The following is a 17,182-nucleotide window of genomic DNA, read 5'->3' as shown; positions in this document are numbered from 1 at the left end:
TGTGGCGCAATCGCCCTGGGGGCTATTGCGGGGCTATTGCGGGTTCGCGACGCTGCGTTTGGGTAGAACCCAGTTGGGGCGTGGGAAGTGGCATGTGTAGCCGTTGGGAATGCGTTCGAGATAATCTTGGTGTTCGGGCTCGGCTTCCCAGAAATCGCTGACGGGCTCGACCTCAGTGACCACTTTTCCGGGCCAAAGTCCGGATGCATCGACATCGGCTATCGTCTCGACGGCGACTTGGCGTTGATCCTCATCGACATAGTAGATCGCCGACCGGTATGACGGGCCACGATCGTTTCCTTGGCGATTGGGAGTCGTTGGATCGTGGATTTGGAAAAAGAACTCCAAGATCTGTCGGTAGGAAATCTTTGCCGGATCAAATTCGATCTCAATCGCTTCGGCGTGGGTGCCGTGATTGCGATACGTCGCATTCGGTACCTCGCCACCGGTGTAACCGACGCGGGTGGCGGTCACGCCATCGAGTTTGCGGATGAGGTCTTGCATTCCCCAAAAGCAGCCGCCTGCTAGCACTGCGCGCTCGGTCATTTTGAATTCTCCATCATTAGTTTTAGAAGTGCCAATTACGGCGATACGCTATTGAATGTTATACGGGATCGGCAACTGAGTCTGCTGTCGAAAAGAGTCCTTGTCTGGCTGGTTGGATCAGACGGCTATTTTCTTAGCGAGGCCGAGATGAGTTCATTGTCGCTGCGGGCGTAGATATAGCCATCGGCAATTGCCGGGTGTGCCCAAGTGACGCCGCCGCGTCGCGGTAGTTGTTTGCGAGTGGGGGCGAGCAGTTTGGTGCGTGAATGTTCGCTGTAGCCTTGTCGAGAGAGGGTAGCGAAAATCAGTTCGCCTTGATCGTTGAACAGGATCTCCTTGTCGCCGTGTTGGATGATGTGGATGGTCCCCCACCGGTTTCGAGGCACCGCGGTTCGGTCTTCCCAAACGCGATCTCCGTTGCTTTTCTTCAAACACCGCAATTCCCCGTAGCTGTCGACGCCGAAGACCGAGTCACCTTTGAATAGCGGGGTGCCAATCATGCAATGCAGCGCGTCGGTATTTTTCTCGTCAATGCCCACGCGATGCCACAACTGGGTCGCCGCAGGCTTCGACTGTTCGAGTTCAATCATCATGGAGCCGTCGTAGAACGAAGAGACAAACAGATGCTTGCCATCGGTAATGGGCGTGGGGACGCCGATGGGCATGTTGCGTGACGGCATGGGGATGCTCCAAAGGACCTCGCCGGATTGCGGGGCCAACCCAGAAACGCTTGCCCCCGTCCAGCACACAATCACATCGGTGTCCCCTTGTTGGATCACTATCGGTGCGCTGTAACCGGCCGGTTCATCGAGCGAACGCCATCGTTCCTCCCCGGTTTCGAAATCGAACGCCACGATGCAGGCGGAACGTGAGCCCGAGGCAACTTGGATGACGAGTCCGTCGTGAACGAGCGGCGCCGCAGCGATTCCCCAAATTGGTAATTTGCCGTCGTATTCGGTTTCGAGATCGTGTTTCCAAAGGACCTCGCCGGTCGCCGCGTCGAGGCAGTGCAGGTGTCCCATGGCGCCGACCGCGAAGGCACGTCCGTTGGCAATGGTTACGGCGGCGCGGGGGCCGGCGGTGTACTGGATCGTGTACGGTGCGTTGTATTCGTGTGTCCAAACGGTGGCGCCCGTTGCGGTGTCAAAACACAGCACGCGTTCCCGGCTATCGCGATCTCCATCGGATTGGCGATCCATGACATACACGCGATCGCCGACGACGGTGGGGCCCGAATATCCCGGTCCGATGGGAACGCTCCAACGCCGTGGCAGTTGCCCTGCAGGAAGTTCGTCAATCAGGTCCACCGATGTTCGGAGTACACCATCGCGGTTGACTCCCCGCCACTGCGGCCAATCCTGGGCGATTGCGGATGCTTGCACGAACGTTACGACGAGCAAAGTGAAAGTGGAGAGAAGGAAGCTTTTCATACGAGGTTCTCTGCAGGTTTGGGGGAGGCTGCGTGACGCGACGTTTTGCGGATGGCCGTATCGGCAATGATCGGACGCCGACCTGATCGTAGGCTCCCCACAACGCCTCCAAAAGCCCTGCGGTGTCCTAATCCGCGCGGCATTCACCGGAGACCAGAATCAGGGTTCGTGCCGGATTCGGGCTGCTAGCCGAATGGCGGCTGCGGGCTGGGCGGTGAATGCGGTGCCGGGGCCGTTTTTGTCGACGTCGATCGGGCGGGGGGCAGATTTGCTAGCAAATGTGCGAATGGGTACAAAAAGTTTCGCGATTTCAGCATGATCTCTTTTTGGGGGAGGATCGGATCGATTTTGGGGATTGAAGCCCCTTTATCTTCCCGCTGAGTTTGGAGTAGGACCATAGAAGGTGATAGCAAATGTTCATTATTCGCGTCTGCACGCGAAATCACGGGTTTTTGTTGAAAACGACGTTTCGAAATAAATGGAATTTGCTGGGGGACTGAGTAATGTGGGCAAACAGCGTCGTGGCAACTGAGACTCTCCCTTCGGGCAATTTGCCGCATCCCTGGACGCTTCAAGCAACTCTCAAGAGCCAAAAAAGACCTCCATGCGTCTTCCACAGTCAACCTCCATTAGTCGTTTCGTTGATACTCGAAATGACGTGCTGAAGGAGCCAACCGCATCGGGAGATGTTCTGCATGTGCGACCACATGCGGATATTCACGTCGCCGAATCTGTTAGTCACACGCTGCGGCATCTCGCAACTTACTTAGCCATGATCGTCTCCGACGCGGCGGCGTTGTTTGTGGCGTTGGCTGTTGCGGTGACGGCATGTGGTGTGGGCAACGGGTTCGATCCTTATTTGATGTACTTCGTCTCCGCTTTCGTGATGCTGGCCAGTTTCGCGATGTTGGGGTTGTATCCGGGCATCGGCTTGACACCGGCGGTCGAAATTCGTCAAACGTCAACGGTGGTTTGCATCATGATGACTGCCTTCGCGGCGGCGACTGTTTTGCACGCACGTGATGCTTGGGTCTTGCTACCGATCGGTTTTGTGTGGATGACCTTATTAGTCGCCCTGCCGGTCTTACGTGGCGTCATGCGATCGATGTTGGCACGCACAAATTGGTGGGGCGCTTCCACTGTAATTTTTGGCTCCGGCGAGACTGGCGTTTCGATATACGAATCACTTCGTGCGAATCCGACTTGGGGTTTGCGTCCGATCGGAATCGTCGATGACTCGATTCGTTCAGAGGGCGCCGCGCAAGCGTACCTCGGCCGCGCTTCGGAGGTCGAGGGCTTAGTCCGCGAGTTTGGTGTGACGTGGTGCGTCGTGGCGATGCCCGATCGTCCTCGCGACGAGATTTTAAAACTGGTCGACGATTATGCCGGCATGATTCCACATACGCTCGTCGTCCCAGATTTGGCCGGGCTGCCCAGTTTGTGGACAGGTGCGGCGGATTGCGGCGGCTATCCGGGGCTGCAACTGAAAGAACGTCTGCTGATGCCGGTTCCGCGAGTGGTGAAACGGTGTGTGGACGTCACGCTCACCCTGATTGTGATTGTGGTGCTTGCCCCCTTTCTTGTGCTGCTCGCAGCGATCGTCAAACTCACATCACCCGGGCCGATCTTCTACGCCCAACAACGTTTAGGTCTGCACGGAAAACCATTTCGAGCGTGGAAGTTCCGCACGATGGTTCCCGACGCGGATGCGATTCTAGAGAAGTACCTTCAGGAGCACGAAGAACTGCGATTGGAATGGGAGCGTGACCACAAGTTGCGGAAAGACCCGCGGGTTACCCTGGTCGGCCAATTTCTTCGCAAAACAAGTCTGGATGAGCTGCCGCAGGTGTGGAACGTATTGCTAGGCGAGATGAGTCTGGTCGGTCCCCGTCCGATTGTTCAAGCGGAAGTGGATCGCTATGGGGATTGCTATGGTCTCTACCTTCGCGTTCTTCCGGGCATCACGGGATTGTGGCAGGTCTCGGGGCGTAACAACACGACTTACGAAGAACGTGTGCAACTAGACAGCTACTACGTCCGCAACTGGTCGCCGTGGTTGGACTTCTGCATCTTGCTGTCGACTGTTCGCGTGGTGCTACTCAGAGAGGGGGCATTTTAGCTGGATGAATGTCAAACAGCTCGATCCCACGATAGCCGAATCATCCGTCCCGCTCGTCACGCCGGTCGCCTCCGACGTGGAAGAACGTGTGTCGATGGATGATCAGGATGTTTCCACACATGCGGTCTCGGGGCTGAAACGAACCCAGAAACGCTTGTTTCGTGAGAGTGTGTGGGTCGTGGGCGGCCGCTTGCTGGGGATCGGAACGGCGATCGGACTCAATATCGTCTTAGTCCGTGTGTTGCCGCCGGCGGACGTGGGCATGTTTTTTGTATTGGCGACGATCCTGACCTTTGCGGCAACCATCGCGATGTTCGGATTGAACGCGGCCCTGGTGCGGTTTGTGTCTGAACGGATTGGTCTCGGGGATGCTCAAGGCGCCGTCGCAGCACTGCGTCAGGGGGCCAAGCTCGCGTTTGCGGCGATCACCGTGGGCAGCCTATTGAGTCTGGTCTTCCTGTATTTTGCGGGCGAGCAACTGTTCGGGGTGCAGCATCTGGAGACAATTGCGCCGTTGGTGGCGTTGAGCGTTTTTGGTGCCGCTGCGATTCAGTTGTGTGCGAGCCTGCTGAGAAGTTTCCACGATTCGCGTTTCTCGATACTTCTCACCGGACAATTCGGCGGGCCACTGTGCAACCTGCTTTTTATCGGGTTGACGATCGCATGCAGTCTCCTCGTGGTGCTGACGTTGGAACAGGTGATGATGTTCTGCGCGATCTCGCTGTGCGTGTTGACGCCTCTCGCCGTCATGGTCCTGTACCGAATCGCAAAGGTCCGCTTAGCGCAGCTTGAACCGACCGGTCAAGTTTCCAGTGGCTTGCCGATGTCGGTGTTGTTGGTCGCGTGTCTGCCGTTGATGCTGACTCAGAGCCTGTCGTACATCACCGGGCAAGCGGATATTTGGATTGGTGGAGCGATCGTTGAGCATGACGAGCTCGCACTCTACGGGGCGGCACGACGATTGATGTTGTTGATCGGCATGCCGATGCAATTGGTCAACTTAACGGTAATCGCTTCGATCGCTGAATTGCGAGCACAGGGGCGGCTCGATGACTTGCAACGGATTCTGCGTTTCGCCGCTACCCTCGCTGCAATTGCCGCTTTGGCGGTCTGTCTGCCGCTGATCGCGTTTCCCGCACAGATCACGTCGTTCATCTTCGGTTCCTATTATGCGAGCGGAGCTACAGTGCTGCGGATCCTTTGTATCGGGCAGTTGATCTTTGTCTGCGTCGGTGCGGCGGAGCTCACTCTGATGATGTCGGGACATCACATGAAGGCGTTGTTTATCAACATCGCGACCTCGATCGCGCTGTTGGCTTCGGGCGTGTTCATGACCATGCACTGGGGCATCGTCGGATTGGCGATTGCGTGGGCCTCGATCGTTTCGCTGCAGTGCATCGGCTTCTGTTTGTACGCCCGCTGGTCGGTTGGGGTGTGGACGATAATGGATGTGCGGGCTCTGCGGAGTGTGCCGAAATTGTTGAATGAGAAGGTCCGCAACTGGGCCAATTAGCCTTAAAAGAAGGTCAGTAAAAATGAACAACGCAATTACACTGGGGGGATTCCTTGGCGTCTGCTTGACTTTCCACTCACGTCCTGAGTGTGAGGTAATGGACGCCCCGCTCAGTAGTAAGTTCGTTCGAGCGGAAGACGAGAGGTGATTGTTACCCATCGTTTCCTGCGAACCGGTTTGTAGCCGAATGTCGGCCAATTGATCACAGCCAGATGAGGCGAACGGCCTGTGGTTTCCATATCCAATTTTCAGAGCTTTGTAGAACCATTTCCACCTCAGCGTTATCAACGTCGACACCCCCTCAGGTGTCACCCGAATCCACGCCGGCCAATGGGATCTCGCAATTGGCGACTGTCATTTGGCAGCCGTGCTTGGTGTTCGTGCCGCTGCTGCTGATCGGTGTCGTGTTGTGGTTGTGTCCGTCGATGGAGGGTGCGTCCGGGTATCTTATTCGCGAAGAGGTGTCGTTCGGGAATCTTGGGATTCTGACCGCCTGGTACTCGTGCATTATGGTTTGCGCCGTCTTCGGTCAGAAGTTGGCGTTGTCCATTCCCAGACTTAACGTCATGGCGAAAGGTTCGATCGACACCGATACGTTCTACGTCGCCTTGACAGTGCTCGCGATGTTGGGCGTTGTCGGTGCTTGGATGGCTGCACTGCGGGCAGGACCGTCGCTGATTGAGCTCGCAAAGACGCAGCAATTTAATTTGCTCAAAGATGCGTTGTACGAAAACTACAACCACCTCTACTCGTTGCGTTACACCTCATCCCTGGTGGGCGGATACGCGATCTATCGAATCGTTTTTCTAAAAACAATGTCTCGATTGGACGTGTTGAACATCGTTCTGTTGCTTGCCGCGGCTGCGATCTCCGCACGAATTCTGATCGTGCAGGCGGTCCTGTTTTCCGGTGGGCTCGCGGTTCGATTCAATGACATCGGTCGGATCGGGACTCGCACGATCGTGGTGGCGGGAATGGTGCTAGCCGTTTTGATCGTTGCACTGACCTGGGTGCGAAGTGCCGGTAGTTATCGTGATCACTTCGGAATCAGAAACCCGGTTGTGATGACGTTTTTGGAAGTTCAACGCTATCTTGGCGCCCCGGTGCAGGCGAGTGTCGGGGTGGCGAGGATCGCGGCGGATCAACCCGCACGCGGTTCGATTTCGAACGTCATCAAATATGTGACACCGACGTTCATGCATCCCGAATCCATGAAGCCGGAAGATCATTCGGGCGGCGTCGCGGCACAGTGGTATCTCCACGACGTTGACATCAGCGAGACACTCACGACGAACTCGGCGTTCGTGGACATGTACGGAGATCTCGGGTTTTGGGCCTTTCCGGTGATGGCGTGGTCCAGCTTCCTGATGGCGACCATCGGTAGCTACTTTTGGCGTTCGGATAATTTGCTGTGCCTGATCGGTTGCATCGTCTTATACGGCTTCTTTGAGCTTTGGCGAACTTACTATTTTTCCGCAGGTTCATTTACGTTCTTGATCATGGCCGTGTTGGTCGCGGCCGGCGCAGCGTCTTTGGCGACGGCGAAACCGCAGGTGGCATCATGATGACGGGACGAAAAATTGTCTTTGATTCACGATGGATGGGCGCCCATGGGATTGGGCGTTTCGCTACCGAACTGAATAATCGGTTGCCGTGTTTGCACGACCAGGCGTTGTCGGGGAGTCCGACGAACCCGCTAGATTGCGTCAAGCTTCCGTACATGATTTGGAAGAACGACGTGGCGTATTTCTCGCCCAGCTATAACGCACCCTTGTCGTGTCTCGTTTCGGCGAAACGACCTTTTGTGTTTACCATTCATGATCTGATTCACGTGAACTATCACGCAGAGTCGTCCTTCGCCAAACGGTTGTATTACCAGCATGTCGTGCGGCCTGCGGTGCGAAAAGCGTACAAAGTATTAACTGTCTCAGAGTTTTCGAAACAAGAAATCGTGGCGTGGGCTGGTGTCGATCCGTCTCATGTGAGCGTCGTCTACAACGGTGTGGGCGAGGCCTTTCAGGTGGATGGTCCCAAGCGAATCGTCGATCACGAATACCTCCTGTATGTCGGTAATCAAAAAGCCCACAAAAATGTAAGTGGACTGTTGAATGCGATGCCTCGGATTCGAGAGTCGTTCGACATGCACTTGACTTTGACGGGCGTGGCGACGGACGAAACCAAAGCGACGATTGAACGTTTGGGATTAACCGATCACGTTCACTTCCTCGGGACCGTCAACGATGACGAACTCGCCGCGGCGTATCGGGGCGCTCACGCCACCATTCTGGCATCAGAGTACGAAGGATTTGGGTTGCCTGTTATCGAGTCGATGGCATGCGGTACGCCGGTCGTTTGCAGCAACGTGACTTCGCTGCCGGAAATCGCCGGCGACGCAGCCGTTTTGGTCGAAACGGCTGCTGATAGCATCGCATCGGGCGTCTTGCGATTGCTCGATGATGAAGCGTTGCAAGCGTCACTGGTCTCCGCCGGATTGAAACGTGCGGCTGATTTCAGTTGGGAGGCGACGTCCGCCAAAGTTTACGAAGTAGTTAGTCAGCTCACAGGTGAAAAATCTTCATGCGTTGACAGTATTGTTCCATCTTTAGAGCCTACACGGCGGTAAGTCATGAAAAACGTTGCAATCATTCACGAATGGCTTGCCACCTACGCGGGATCTGAGCGTGTTGTGGAACAAATGCTGCGTGAGTATCCCGATTCGGATCTGTACGCGGTGGCCGACATCTTGCCTGCCGAGGAGCGGAAGTTCTTGCGGGGGAAAGTGCCGACAACCACCTTCATTCAAAAACTGCCGTTCTTGCGGAAGTTTCTCAGGCACTATTTGCCATTGATGCCGATGGCGGTCGAACAGTGGGATTTGAGTGGCTATGACGTGGTTCTGTCGTCCAATCATGCAGTCGCGAAGGGCGTGATCTGTGGACCCGACCAATTGCACGTCAGCTACGTGCACACGCCGATCCGATACGCGTGGGATTTTCAAGCTCAGTATTTACGTGAATCGAATTTGTCTTGGGGTATCCGTAGCATGCTGACCCGCAGCATGCTGCACTACGTACGGTTGTGGGACAAACTCTCATCGAGTCGTGTTGATGCCTACATTGCTAATAGCCATTTCATCGCCCGCCGGATTCAAAAGTGTTATGGACGCACCGCAACGGTGATCCATCCTCCCGTTGATGTGGATGCGTTTGCACCGCGATTCGACAAAGAAGACTACTACATCGCCGCATCGCGGTTGGTTCCCTATAAACGCGTGGATCTGATTGTCGAAGCGTTCAGACAGATGCCTCATCGCAAATTGGTGGTCGTGGGCGATGGACCGATGTTTAAATCGCTCCAGGCAAACTGCCCTGCCAACGTGGAGTTACTCGGATACGTGCCGCACGATCGGATGAGCAAACTCATGCAAGGCGCAAAAGCGTTTGTATTCGCCGCGGAAGAGGATTTTGGAATCACCCCCGTGGAAGCGCAAGCCTGTGCCACGCCCGTGATCGCATACGGTCGCGGTGGCAGTTTAGAGACGGTGGTCGAGGGTGTGACCGGATGTTTCTTCGAAGAGCAGTCGTCGCGGAGTATCGTTGCCGCAGTTGATGCCTTTGAACGGGAATATCGTCACTACGACTTGGCCGCCACACGACGTCATGCTGAAGGTTTCCGCCCCGAACGTTTTCGCCAAGAGCTGGGCGACTTCATTGCGAAGGAGTGGTCAAAGTTCGACGCGAGCCGGCGCCACAAGACGATCCAATCAAATCCCAATACTCACCCACGTTCGATCCTCAGTGCCGATCAACGACCCGTCATTATCGATGACCAGATAGGAATGACTGTATCATGACTAACAATTCCCCCAGCAACGAAAAGACGTTGGATCTCATTCAGGCGTTGTGGCAACACCGGGGAAAGATGTTAATCGTCTTTTCATTGGTGCTGATTGCAACGTGTGCCTACCTCAGTACGGCGAAACTGAAATACACTTCCGAGGCCAAACTGTTTATCCGATTGGGTAAGGAGACGATTGGACTCGACCCGACCGCTACCGTTGGTCAGACGGTTGCCGTCCAGGAAGGACGCGAGAAAGAGATCTATTCGGTTCAGACGCTCGTGCAAAGTCGCGACGTGCTAGAGCGGGTTGTGGATGCCGTGGGTGTCGACCGCATCCTCGAGGAGACTGGTGACGCCGAGCCCGGTTGGATTCCGACTAAGATCGACGCGTTGAAGCGGCTTAGTCCCGTCTATGTCGACAGTCCACGCGATGAGGCGATCGAAAAGCTGGAGAAGGGGTTGGAAATCTTCAACCCACGGTCGACGGCGATTGTTGGTCTGCGTTATGAGACGATCAGTCCCAAACTCGCCGCCGAAGTGCTCGACGAGATCATCGAGTCGTCCATCGACGCACACGTCCGCATCCACCAATCGGAAGGTTCCAACGAGTTCTTCCTGCGGCAAACGCAGCAGATCGCGGATGAAGTTGCGATTCTCGAAGAGGAATTGTTGAATTTCAAAAACGAAAGCGGAGTGGCCGAACTCGCCCAATACCGGCAGGTCAAAATCTCGCAGATCGCGTCGCTGGAAGATGCATGGCTCGAAACCATTGCGCAATTGGAAACGGTTGAGCGTGAGATCGAATCGCGTGAAGAGTTGATCGCGAGTCAGCCGACGCAGATCGTCTTATCCGAAACGACCGGATTGCCCAGCAGCGCTGCCGAAGGGATGCGGGAGCAACTCTATTCGCTTCAATTGAGCGAGAGCGAGTACCTGTCCCGATATTTGCCGACACACCCACGCGTTAAGCAAATGCAGGCACAGATTGCTGCCGCCAAGGAAACGCTTAATTCCGAAGGTCAACTCACGCAGGTCACGATGGGCGTCAATGAATCTCGCCGCAAACTGGAATCGGAAGTGCTTAATCAACGTGCGGTCGCCGCCTCTTTGGCCGCTCGCAAGGAGATTCTTGCCGAGCAAATCGCGGACGCGCGTCTTGAGCTAAAAGACGTTAACAAGCATGAGATCGAACTCGCACAGATCACACGAAGGTTGGAACTCGCCCGTTCGAACCATCAGGATTATGCGAGGCGCTCGGAGCTGGCGCGGATGGACCTGGCGTTGAGCCAAGAGAATCTGTCAAACCTGACCGTCTTGCAGACGCCGAGTCAATCTAAGATTCCATCGAGTCCCAAGGTGGCGTTGACCCTGGTTATGGGAATTACCGCGGGTACATTCCTGAGTGCTTTGGTCGCCGTGCTCGCACAGCTTCGTACGATCCATGGCGAAGAGCCCGTCAGGAAAACACGGAAGAAGTTAACCCCGTCCTTTAAAGGATTCCGATTCGTCAATGCGGCGACTCGTTTGCTTTCGTTTCGGTGGCTTTGATGGGCTTCGATAGCGAAATCACGAGGAACACGCAGGTAGGAAGCCCACTTTACTCCATGGAGCGGCGTGCACCTGCTGGAGAACCAGCTTCCATTGTTGTTGGGGACGTGGTGGATGCGAAATGCGACACGATGCAGTGCCAGGAATCGCTCGATGGCGATCGGCTCCAACAGCAAATCCATGCCTGGAATCAAACGGACGAGCCCTGGCAGGATGATCCATGTCTTCACGAGATGTTTGCGGAGCAATCCCGAAGGACACCCGATTCGGTCGCGGTAATCTGTGGGGATTGCGAGCTGACTTATGGCGAACTCGACGAACAGTCGACGCGTGTCGCTGGGAAGCTCATCGAACTCGGGGTGGCGGCTGAAGAGGTGGTCGGGGTCGTTCTCGACGATTTACCTTCGGCGTATATTGGCATACTTGGGATTCTTAAAGCGGGGGCGGCTTATCTGCCTCTTAATCCCTCGTTTCCGAGTGACCGAATCGCGTTTTTCTTGCGCGAAGCCGAGACGCGGTTTGTTGTCGGAACGCTCGAGGCTGCCGTTCTCGAAGAAATGCCTTGCTTGGGAACGGTTGGTTTGAATGACCTGCCCGAGGTATCACTCGAGAGTTTGCCGAGAGTTTCTCCGGCGTCGCTCGCGTACGTGCTCTTTACCTCGGGATCAACCGGCAAGCCGAAGGGTGTGATGCTGAATCATCGCGGGCCGGTGAACACGATTCGCGACATCAATACTCGATTCCGTGTTAACGAATCCGATCGTGTGTTGGCGTTGTCATCGCTCGGTTTCGATTTGTCGGTTTATGACCTATTCGGAATGCTGAGCGTAGGGGCGACCATTGTGCTGCCAACGTCGCACGAGGTTCGCAACCCTGGTAGCTGGCAAACGCTGATCGAACGTCATCAGGTGACGCTTTGGAACACCGTCCCGGCATTGATGGAAATGTTGGTCACGTACCTCGACAGATCTAAATTGCTGCCCAGTTTGCGGCTGGTGATGCTCAGCGGCGATTGGATTCCCGTGACACTTCCCGGTCGTATTCGAGAAGTGGCCCCTGACGCGAAGTTGGTTTCCCTTGGTGGTAGTACGGAAGTTTCGATCTGGTCGGTGATTTATGCGATCGACGCCATTGATCCCGAGTGGTCTAGCATTCCCTATGGAAAACCGCTGCGAAATCAGCGTTGTTATGTCGTCGACGAAAACCGGCAACTCTGTAAGATCGGCGAAACGGGTGAGTTGTGCTTGGGGGGCGCGGGCGTGGCGGTCGGCTATCTCAACCGCCCCGACCTGACCGAACAACAATTCGTTAGCGATCCCTTTGAGGTCGGCGGCACCCTCTATCGCACGGGCGATCTGTGCCGATATCACGATGATGGCAATTTGGAGTTTCTGGGACGCAAAGACCACCAAGTCAAAATCCACGGGTATCGGATCGGTTTGGGTGAAATCGAAGCCGAAATTACGAAGTTGCATGAGGTGCGCGACGCGGTGGTTGCCGCCAGTGACGAGAAGGCCGGATCACGCTTGATCGCATATGTCGTGTTCGAAAAAGGACACGGCATGACCTTGGCAAAACTCAAAGCAAGTTTGAGCCGCAGTCTCCCAGACTACATGTTGCCGTCCGCATTGGTTCCCATCGGTGAGTTACCGTTGACGTCCAACGGCAAGGTGGATCGAAAAGCACTTCCATCGCCGAATCAGTCGTGTCGTCCCTCGCCCGTTGCCCACTCGGCTAGCGAAACGGAAGCGTTTGTTTCCGAGACGCTCTGCGAACTTCTGCATCTGCCGAGTATTGATCCGAGCGTCGGTTTCATGGAGCTGGGTGGGAACTCCTTGGCCGCGGTAGCCTTGGCCGCTCGGATCAAAGCAAGGTACGGAGTGCGGCTCGAGTTCTGGGGGATTCTCGCGAACTCGCTCAATACGATTGAGATGTCGAAAGCAATCGATGAATTATCGCATCAGGCTTCGGCGAGCGACCATGCCGAGACGGCAATGAGTCGAGAGCGTCTCGTGACTGCGCCGCTGTCGTCCCATCAACAACAATTGTGGATTGAACATTTTCTGATTCACAATCGTGGCCGATATAATATCCCGTTGGTCTACGACTTAGAAGGTGAACTGGACACGCGTGTTCTTGAGGAAGCGTGCACCTGCCTCGTTGAGCGACACGAAATTCTACGAACCGTGTATGAATCGACCGATTCGGGATTGCTGCAGCGAGTGCAACCGACGGTTCCGTTCAAGATCGAAAGAGTGGATTTGCGGGGGTGTGACGCAGGGACGCGTCGCCAGGTACTCGAAGCTCGTTCGAAAGAGTTTGCCAGTGTTCCGTTTCAATTGAGCAGCGACGCTCCCTTTCGAGCGGTGCTGTATCAGCTCGCAGCCAACGAATTTCGATTTGTTCTGGTTGTTCACCACATCGCGTTCGATGGACATTCGATTGGCGTATTGCATCGCGATTTGGCGGCGTTCTACGACGCGATTAAGCATCACAGATCTCCCGAGCTACGTCCGCTCGAGCATCAATACGCTAACTATTCGGTTTGGCAGCAGCGGCATCATCATTCCGAATCGCTCGCCAAGCATCGGGAGTTTTGGCGAGCAAGTCTTGACGGCGAATTGCCCGTCTTGGATTTGCCCACCGATGACTGTCTGGTGGACGAGGCGTTGTGTGACACCATTTCGCTCAAGATCGAGGGCGAACTGCTCGATGCGGCGCGAACGTTTTCTTCGCGGCGACAATCGACACTCTTTGTCACGCTGTTGTCGGCAATCAAGGCGGTCTTCTATCGCTATACCCGGCAAGAAGACATGATCATCGGTTCCGCGATGACGACTCGGGACGATCTCGCGACAGAAGATCTGATCGGGTACTTCATCAATGTTCTTCCACTGCGGACCCGTTTTGATGGAGGCGGTACGTTCGAAGAGCTGCAAAGGAAAGTTCGCGAAACCGCATTCAATGCATTTGCCCATCAGAACTATCCGTTCGAGCTGTTGAAGAAAGAAATTCTATCCAACCAAGAAACGGGCGGTACACCGTTTCGCGTGTTGTTCATCCTGGAAAATGAAGCCGAGCCACTCGAGTTAAGTGGTCTGAAATCCAAGCCGGTTGCCTTGGAAACGCAGATGGCGAAGTTCGATTTGTTGATCGCCGTCAACGAGTCATCAGGGTATTTGAGAATCGATCTCCAGTATCGCAGCAAATTGTTTCAGCGTACTCGGATGGAACGTTTCGCCGAGCACCTGCCGTCGTTGCTGTCCGCTGCCATCGCGAACCCGATGTGCCCTGTCGATCAGCTCGAAATGCTCTCGCCGGAAGAACGTGACGTGGTGTTGCCGCCGCGATTGACCAAGGTGTCTCTGGCGAATGAAAATGTCGGTGTGGATGAGGCGTTTGATCAACCTGCGTCGGTGTTGTCGTTATACAACGCTCAGGTTCAACGTACTCCGGGTTTGCCTGCGGTGAGTTTCGCGGGACAGACGTTGACGTATCGTGAACTCGATGAACGTGCAACACGGTTTGCCTCCCGTTTGGTGCAGCACGGCGTTGTCCCGGACGCTCCTGTAGCGGTCTCGATTGATCGCTCGTTTGACATGCTTGTCGCCGTTCTCGGAGTATTGAAGGCGGGGGGATGCTATGTTCCGATGGATCCCGCGTTGCCGGCACAGCGACGGCAACAGATGCTGCAACGCTGCGGCGCTCGGATGGTTGTCACAACCACGGGGCTGGCCGATGACCTGAATTTAGACGATTCCGGAGTCGCAGCCATCTGGGTCGATTCTGACGCGATCTCCGTGAATCCGTTGGAGCACGTGTGTTTTCCTGAGCTAGGGCCGGATCACCTCGCGTACGTGCTCTACACCTCCGGATCGACAGGCGAACCGAAGGGCGTTGCGATGCGTCATGGTGCTCTCGCGAACTTGATGCGGTGGCAACTACCAAACAGCGAGGCGGCGCCCTCGACTAAGACTTTGCAGTTCGCCTCTCTCGGTTTCGATGTTTCGTTCCAAGAGATCTTCGCGACCTTGTGTAGTGGTGGCGAACTGCTGCTGATTTCGAATGAAATGCAACGCGACCTGCATCAACTTTGGCATTTCATTGTCGAATCGGGAACGGAACGCATCTTTGTCCCCTTTGTCGTCTTGCGGACGTTGTGTGAGGTGGCGGGCGAGTCCGCTCAAAAGTCCGCATTGCGTGAAGTCGTTACGGCGGGCGAACGTTTGGAAATCACGCCTGTCGTGCGGGACTTTTTCAAGAGACGTCCAGGATGCCGTTTGTGGAATCACTACGGGCCGACCGAAACGCATGTTGTAACTGCTTATCAACTTGCGTCGGACCCAACGACGTGGCCCGCCGTTCCTCCGATCGGGCAAACCATCGACAACTGCGTTGCGGTGATCTTGGATGAAAAACAGCAACCGGTGCCGCAAGGCGTTGAGGGCGAGTTGTACCTGGGTGGGCAATGTTTGGCGCAAGGGTATTTCGCCGACGAAGTCCTGACCAGCGAACGTTTTGTTCCCAATCCACACCGCGAGCTTCCGACCCAACGTCTCTACCGAACCGGAGATATCTGCCGTTTGAATTGGGACAAGCAACTCGAGTTCATTCGGCGAAACGATCTCCAGGTGAAAGTCCGAGGGCACCGCGTCGAGTTGAACGAAATTGAAGTGGTGTTGTCGCGGTATCCGGGAGTGAAGCAAACGGTCGTCACTTTCGAACGCAGCGGGCTGGGAGGGCAACTGATCGCTCACGTGTTGTGTGATGCCAACACCGTGTCGGTATGTGAGCTCGAGAAATATCTCAGTGCGCAAGTACCTTCGTACATGATGGTGAGTCAGTTCCGTTTGGTCGACGACTTTCCTTATACGGCGAGCGGCAAAGTTGATCGCAAGAAACTGGCGTCGATCCCGTCCGTGACCGTTTCCGGTGATCAGACGAATTTGACGGAGCTGACAACGTGTGATCCGCTGGTCAATCGATTGATTCGGATCTGGCAATCGGTGTTGGGCGTGGAGGGACTGGACTCGCGCAGCAATTTCTTCGACTGTGGAGGCGATTCACTGAGCGCGGCCATCCTGTTTACGCGACTCGAAAAGGAATTCGGTCGAGCCGTTTCGATTACGAAGCTGGTTAGCAGTCCGACGATTTCGGATTTGGCGGAAGTGTATCGCCAAGACGAAGCACGCGTCGATGGATATTGGAACGACTTGGTGCCGCTCGATGCCTTCGGGCCGCATGAGAGACCATTGAAACAGGCTCCGCTATTTTGTTTTCCTGGGATCGACGGGCACCTCGTAAACTTCCGGGAGATTGCCGCTGAACTCGGAAAGGAACGACCGGTTTATGGAGTCGAACCGCTTGGTCTCGATGGTGTGAGCCCGCCACCCGACACAATTGAAGAAATTGCAAGACACCATGTGCAAAAGATCCGCCGCGTGATGCCACATGGCCCCTACCATCTTGCCGGTTTTTCGTTTGGTGGCGTCGTTGCCTATGAAGTTTCGCAGCAGTTGCGACGTGCGGGTGAGCGAGTCACACTCGCGATCATTGACGCATCAACCGGTTTGCCGATACCGGCACCGCTCTATCAAAGTCTGTGCTTTCACCTGCGGTACGCGAAACAATGTCAGGGACGCCAACGTTGGACGTATCTTTACGAACGAGTCGTGGCGATGATGTTGGCGATTAAGTACCGGTTCGGATGGATTACGATGGAAAAACGTTTGGAACGGATCATCGGAACCAAGGGAATCTACGCCAAGGTAGCCGCAAAGAACATGCAGGTGATCGACGAATATCGACCAGACACCGCCGAAGGTCCAGCGACGTTGTACAAAGCGAAACTGCGAGCGAATTGGCCCGGGAAGGATCACGCCGATCCACTGTTGGGCTGGGGGAGTGTTTTCGATCAAGAGAGGTTGGAAGTCGTCGAAGTCGAAGGCGCCCATGCCAATATGCTATCCAAGCACAAGTTGCATGGATTGGTAGAACGCTTGCGACGAGAAATTGTGAGCATTGATCGTCATTGACGTCAAAGAAGTGCCGTCGGACAGGATGGGTCTGCGGCGGATAGCTGATCGAAGCAAGTCCCGGGACTATCTATGAAACGTCCAGGATCTAACTACACAGCGCCACTTTTCACGTACCCCGGTCTCTTCCGACGTCGATTAAATGACTGCG

The 17,182-nt window shown here is 55.2% G+C and carries 9 protein-coding genes; 7 read left to right on the top strand and 2 right to left on the bottom strand.

What is annotated here, in order from left to right; all coding sequences use genetic code 11:
• Window positions 1-33 precede the first annotated feature (33 nt).
• Window positions 34-546, bottom strand: coding sequence for a peptide-methionine (S)-S-oxide reductase MsrA (msrA, locus tag NB063_RS10285; protein WP_261367302.1), 513 nt, complete (start codon window positions 544-546; stop codon window positions 34-36).
• Between the two features lie 125 nt (window positions 547-671).
• Window positions 672-1,976 (bottom strand): outer membrane protein assembly factor BamB family protein, encoded by a 1,305-nt coding sequence (locus NB063_RS10280; protein ID WP_250928642.1) that lies wholly within the window; start codon window positions 1,974-1,976, stop codon window positions 672-674.
• A gap of 604 nt (window positions 1,977-2,580) precedes the next feature.
• Between NB063_RS10280 and wbaP the strand changes: the two genes are divergently transcribed.
• The 7 genes from wbaP (at window position 2,581) to NB063_RS10245 (ending at window position 17,031) form a co-directional block, all read left to right on the top strand.
• The gene (gene wbaP, locus NB063_RS10275) at window positions 2,581-4,095 is read left to right on the top strand and encodes an undecaprenyl-phosphate galactose phosphotransferase WbaP (RefSeq protein ID WP_250928641.1); all 1,515 of its coding nucleotides are present in this window, start codon (window positions 2,581-2,583) and stop codon (window positions 4,093-4,095) included.
• A 4-nt stretch (window positions 4,096-4,099) separates the two neighbouring features.
• Window positions 4,100-5,608 (top strand): lipopolysaccharide biosynthesis protein, encoded by a 1,509-nt coding sequence (locus tag NB063_RS10270; RefSeq protein ID WP_250928640.1) that lies wholly within the window; start codon window positions 4,100-4,102, stop codon window positions 5,606-5,608.
• A 305-nt stretch (window positions 5,609-5,913) separates the two neighbouring features.
• Complete coding sequence (locus NB063_RS10265) at window positions 5,914-7,173, top strand: hypothetical protein (protein WP_250928639.1); 1,260 nt, start codon at window positions 5,914-5,916, stop codon at window positions 7,171-7,173.
• Window positions 7,170-8,231: a glycosyltransferase family 4 protein gene (locus tag NB063_RS10260; protein WP_250928638.1), complete on the top strand. Its 1,062-nt coding sequence runs from the start codon at window positions 7,170-7,172 to the stop codon at window positions 8,229-8,231. The genes NB063_RS10265 and NB063_RS10260 overlap by 4 nt, the downstream gene beginning before the upstream one ends.
• Window positions 8,232-8,234: 3 nt before the next feature.
• Window positions 8,235-9,461, top strand: a complete 1,227-nt coding sequence (locus tag NB063_RS10255) for a glycosyltransferase (protein ID WP_250928637.1) — start codon at window positions 8,235-8,237, stop codon at window positions 9,459-9,461.
• Window positions 9,458-10,996, top strand: coding sequence for a GumC family protein (locus NB063_RS10250; RefSeq protein ID WP_250928636.1), 1,539 nt, complete (start codon window positions 9,458-9,460; stop codon window positions 10,994-10,996). The genes NB063_RS10255 and NB063_RS10250 overlap by 4 nt, the downstream gene beginning before the upstream one ends.
• A 110-nt stretch (window positions 10,997-11,106) precedes the next feature.
• Window positions 11,107-17,031, top strand: a complete 5,925-nt coding sequence (locus tag NB063_RS10245) for an amino acid adenylation domain-containing protein (RefSeq protein ID WP_250928635.1) — start codon at window positions 11,107-11,109, stop codon at window positions 17,029-17,031.
• Window positions 17,032-17,182: the final 151 nt, after the last annotated feature.

It is taken from the genome of Aporhodopirellula aestuarii, assembly GCF_023701485.1.
Classification (GTDB): domain Bacteria; phylum Planctomycetota; class Planctomycetia; order Pirellulales; family Pirellulaceae; genus Rhodopirellula; species Rhodopirellula aestuarii.
Note: the sequence above shows the minus strand (reverse complement) of the source record. Positions and strands in the feature narration are given on the sequence as shown.

Excerpts from the sequence above, each read along its gene's own strand:
- msrA (WP_261367302.1), bottom strand. The coding sequence starts at position 546 with ATGACCGAGCGCGCAGTGCTAGCAGGCGGCTGCTTTTGGGGAATGCAA.
- NB063_RS10280 (WP_250928642.1), bottom strand. The coding sequence starts at position 1,976 with ATGAAAAGCTTCCTTCTCTCCACTTTCACTTTGCTCGTCGTAACGTTC.
- wbaP (WP_250928641.1), top strand. The coding sequence starts at position 2,581 with ATGCGTCTTCCACAGTCAACCTCCATTAGTCGTTTCGTTGATACTCGA.
- NB063_RS10270 (WP_250928640.1), top strand. The coding sequence starts at position 4,100 with ATGAATGTCAAACAGCTCGATCCCACGATAGCCGAATCATCCGTCCCG.
- NB063_RS10260 (WP_250928638.1), top strand. The coding sequence starts at position 7,170 with ATGATGACGGGACGAAAAATTGTCTTTGATTCACGATGGATGGGCGCC.
- NB063_RS10255 (WP_250928637.1), top strand. The coding sequence starts at position 8,235 with ATGAAAAACGTTGCAATCATTCACGAATGGCTTGCCACCTACGCGGGA.
- NB063_RS10250 (WP_250928636.1), top strand. The coding sequence starts at position 9,458 with ATGACTAACAATTCCCCCAGCAACGAAAAGACGTTGGATCTCATTCAG.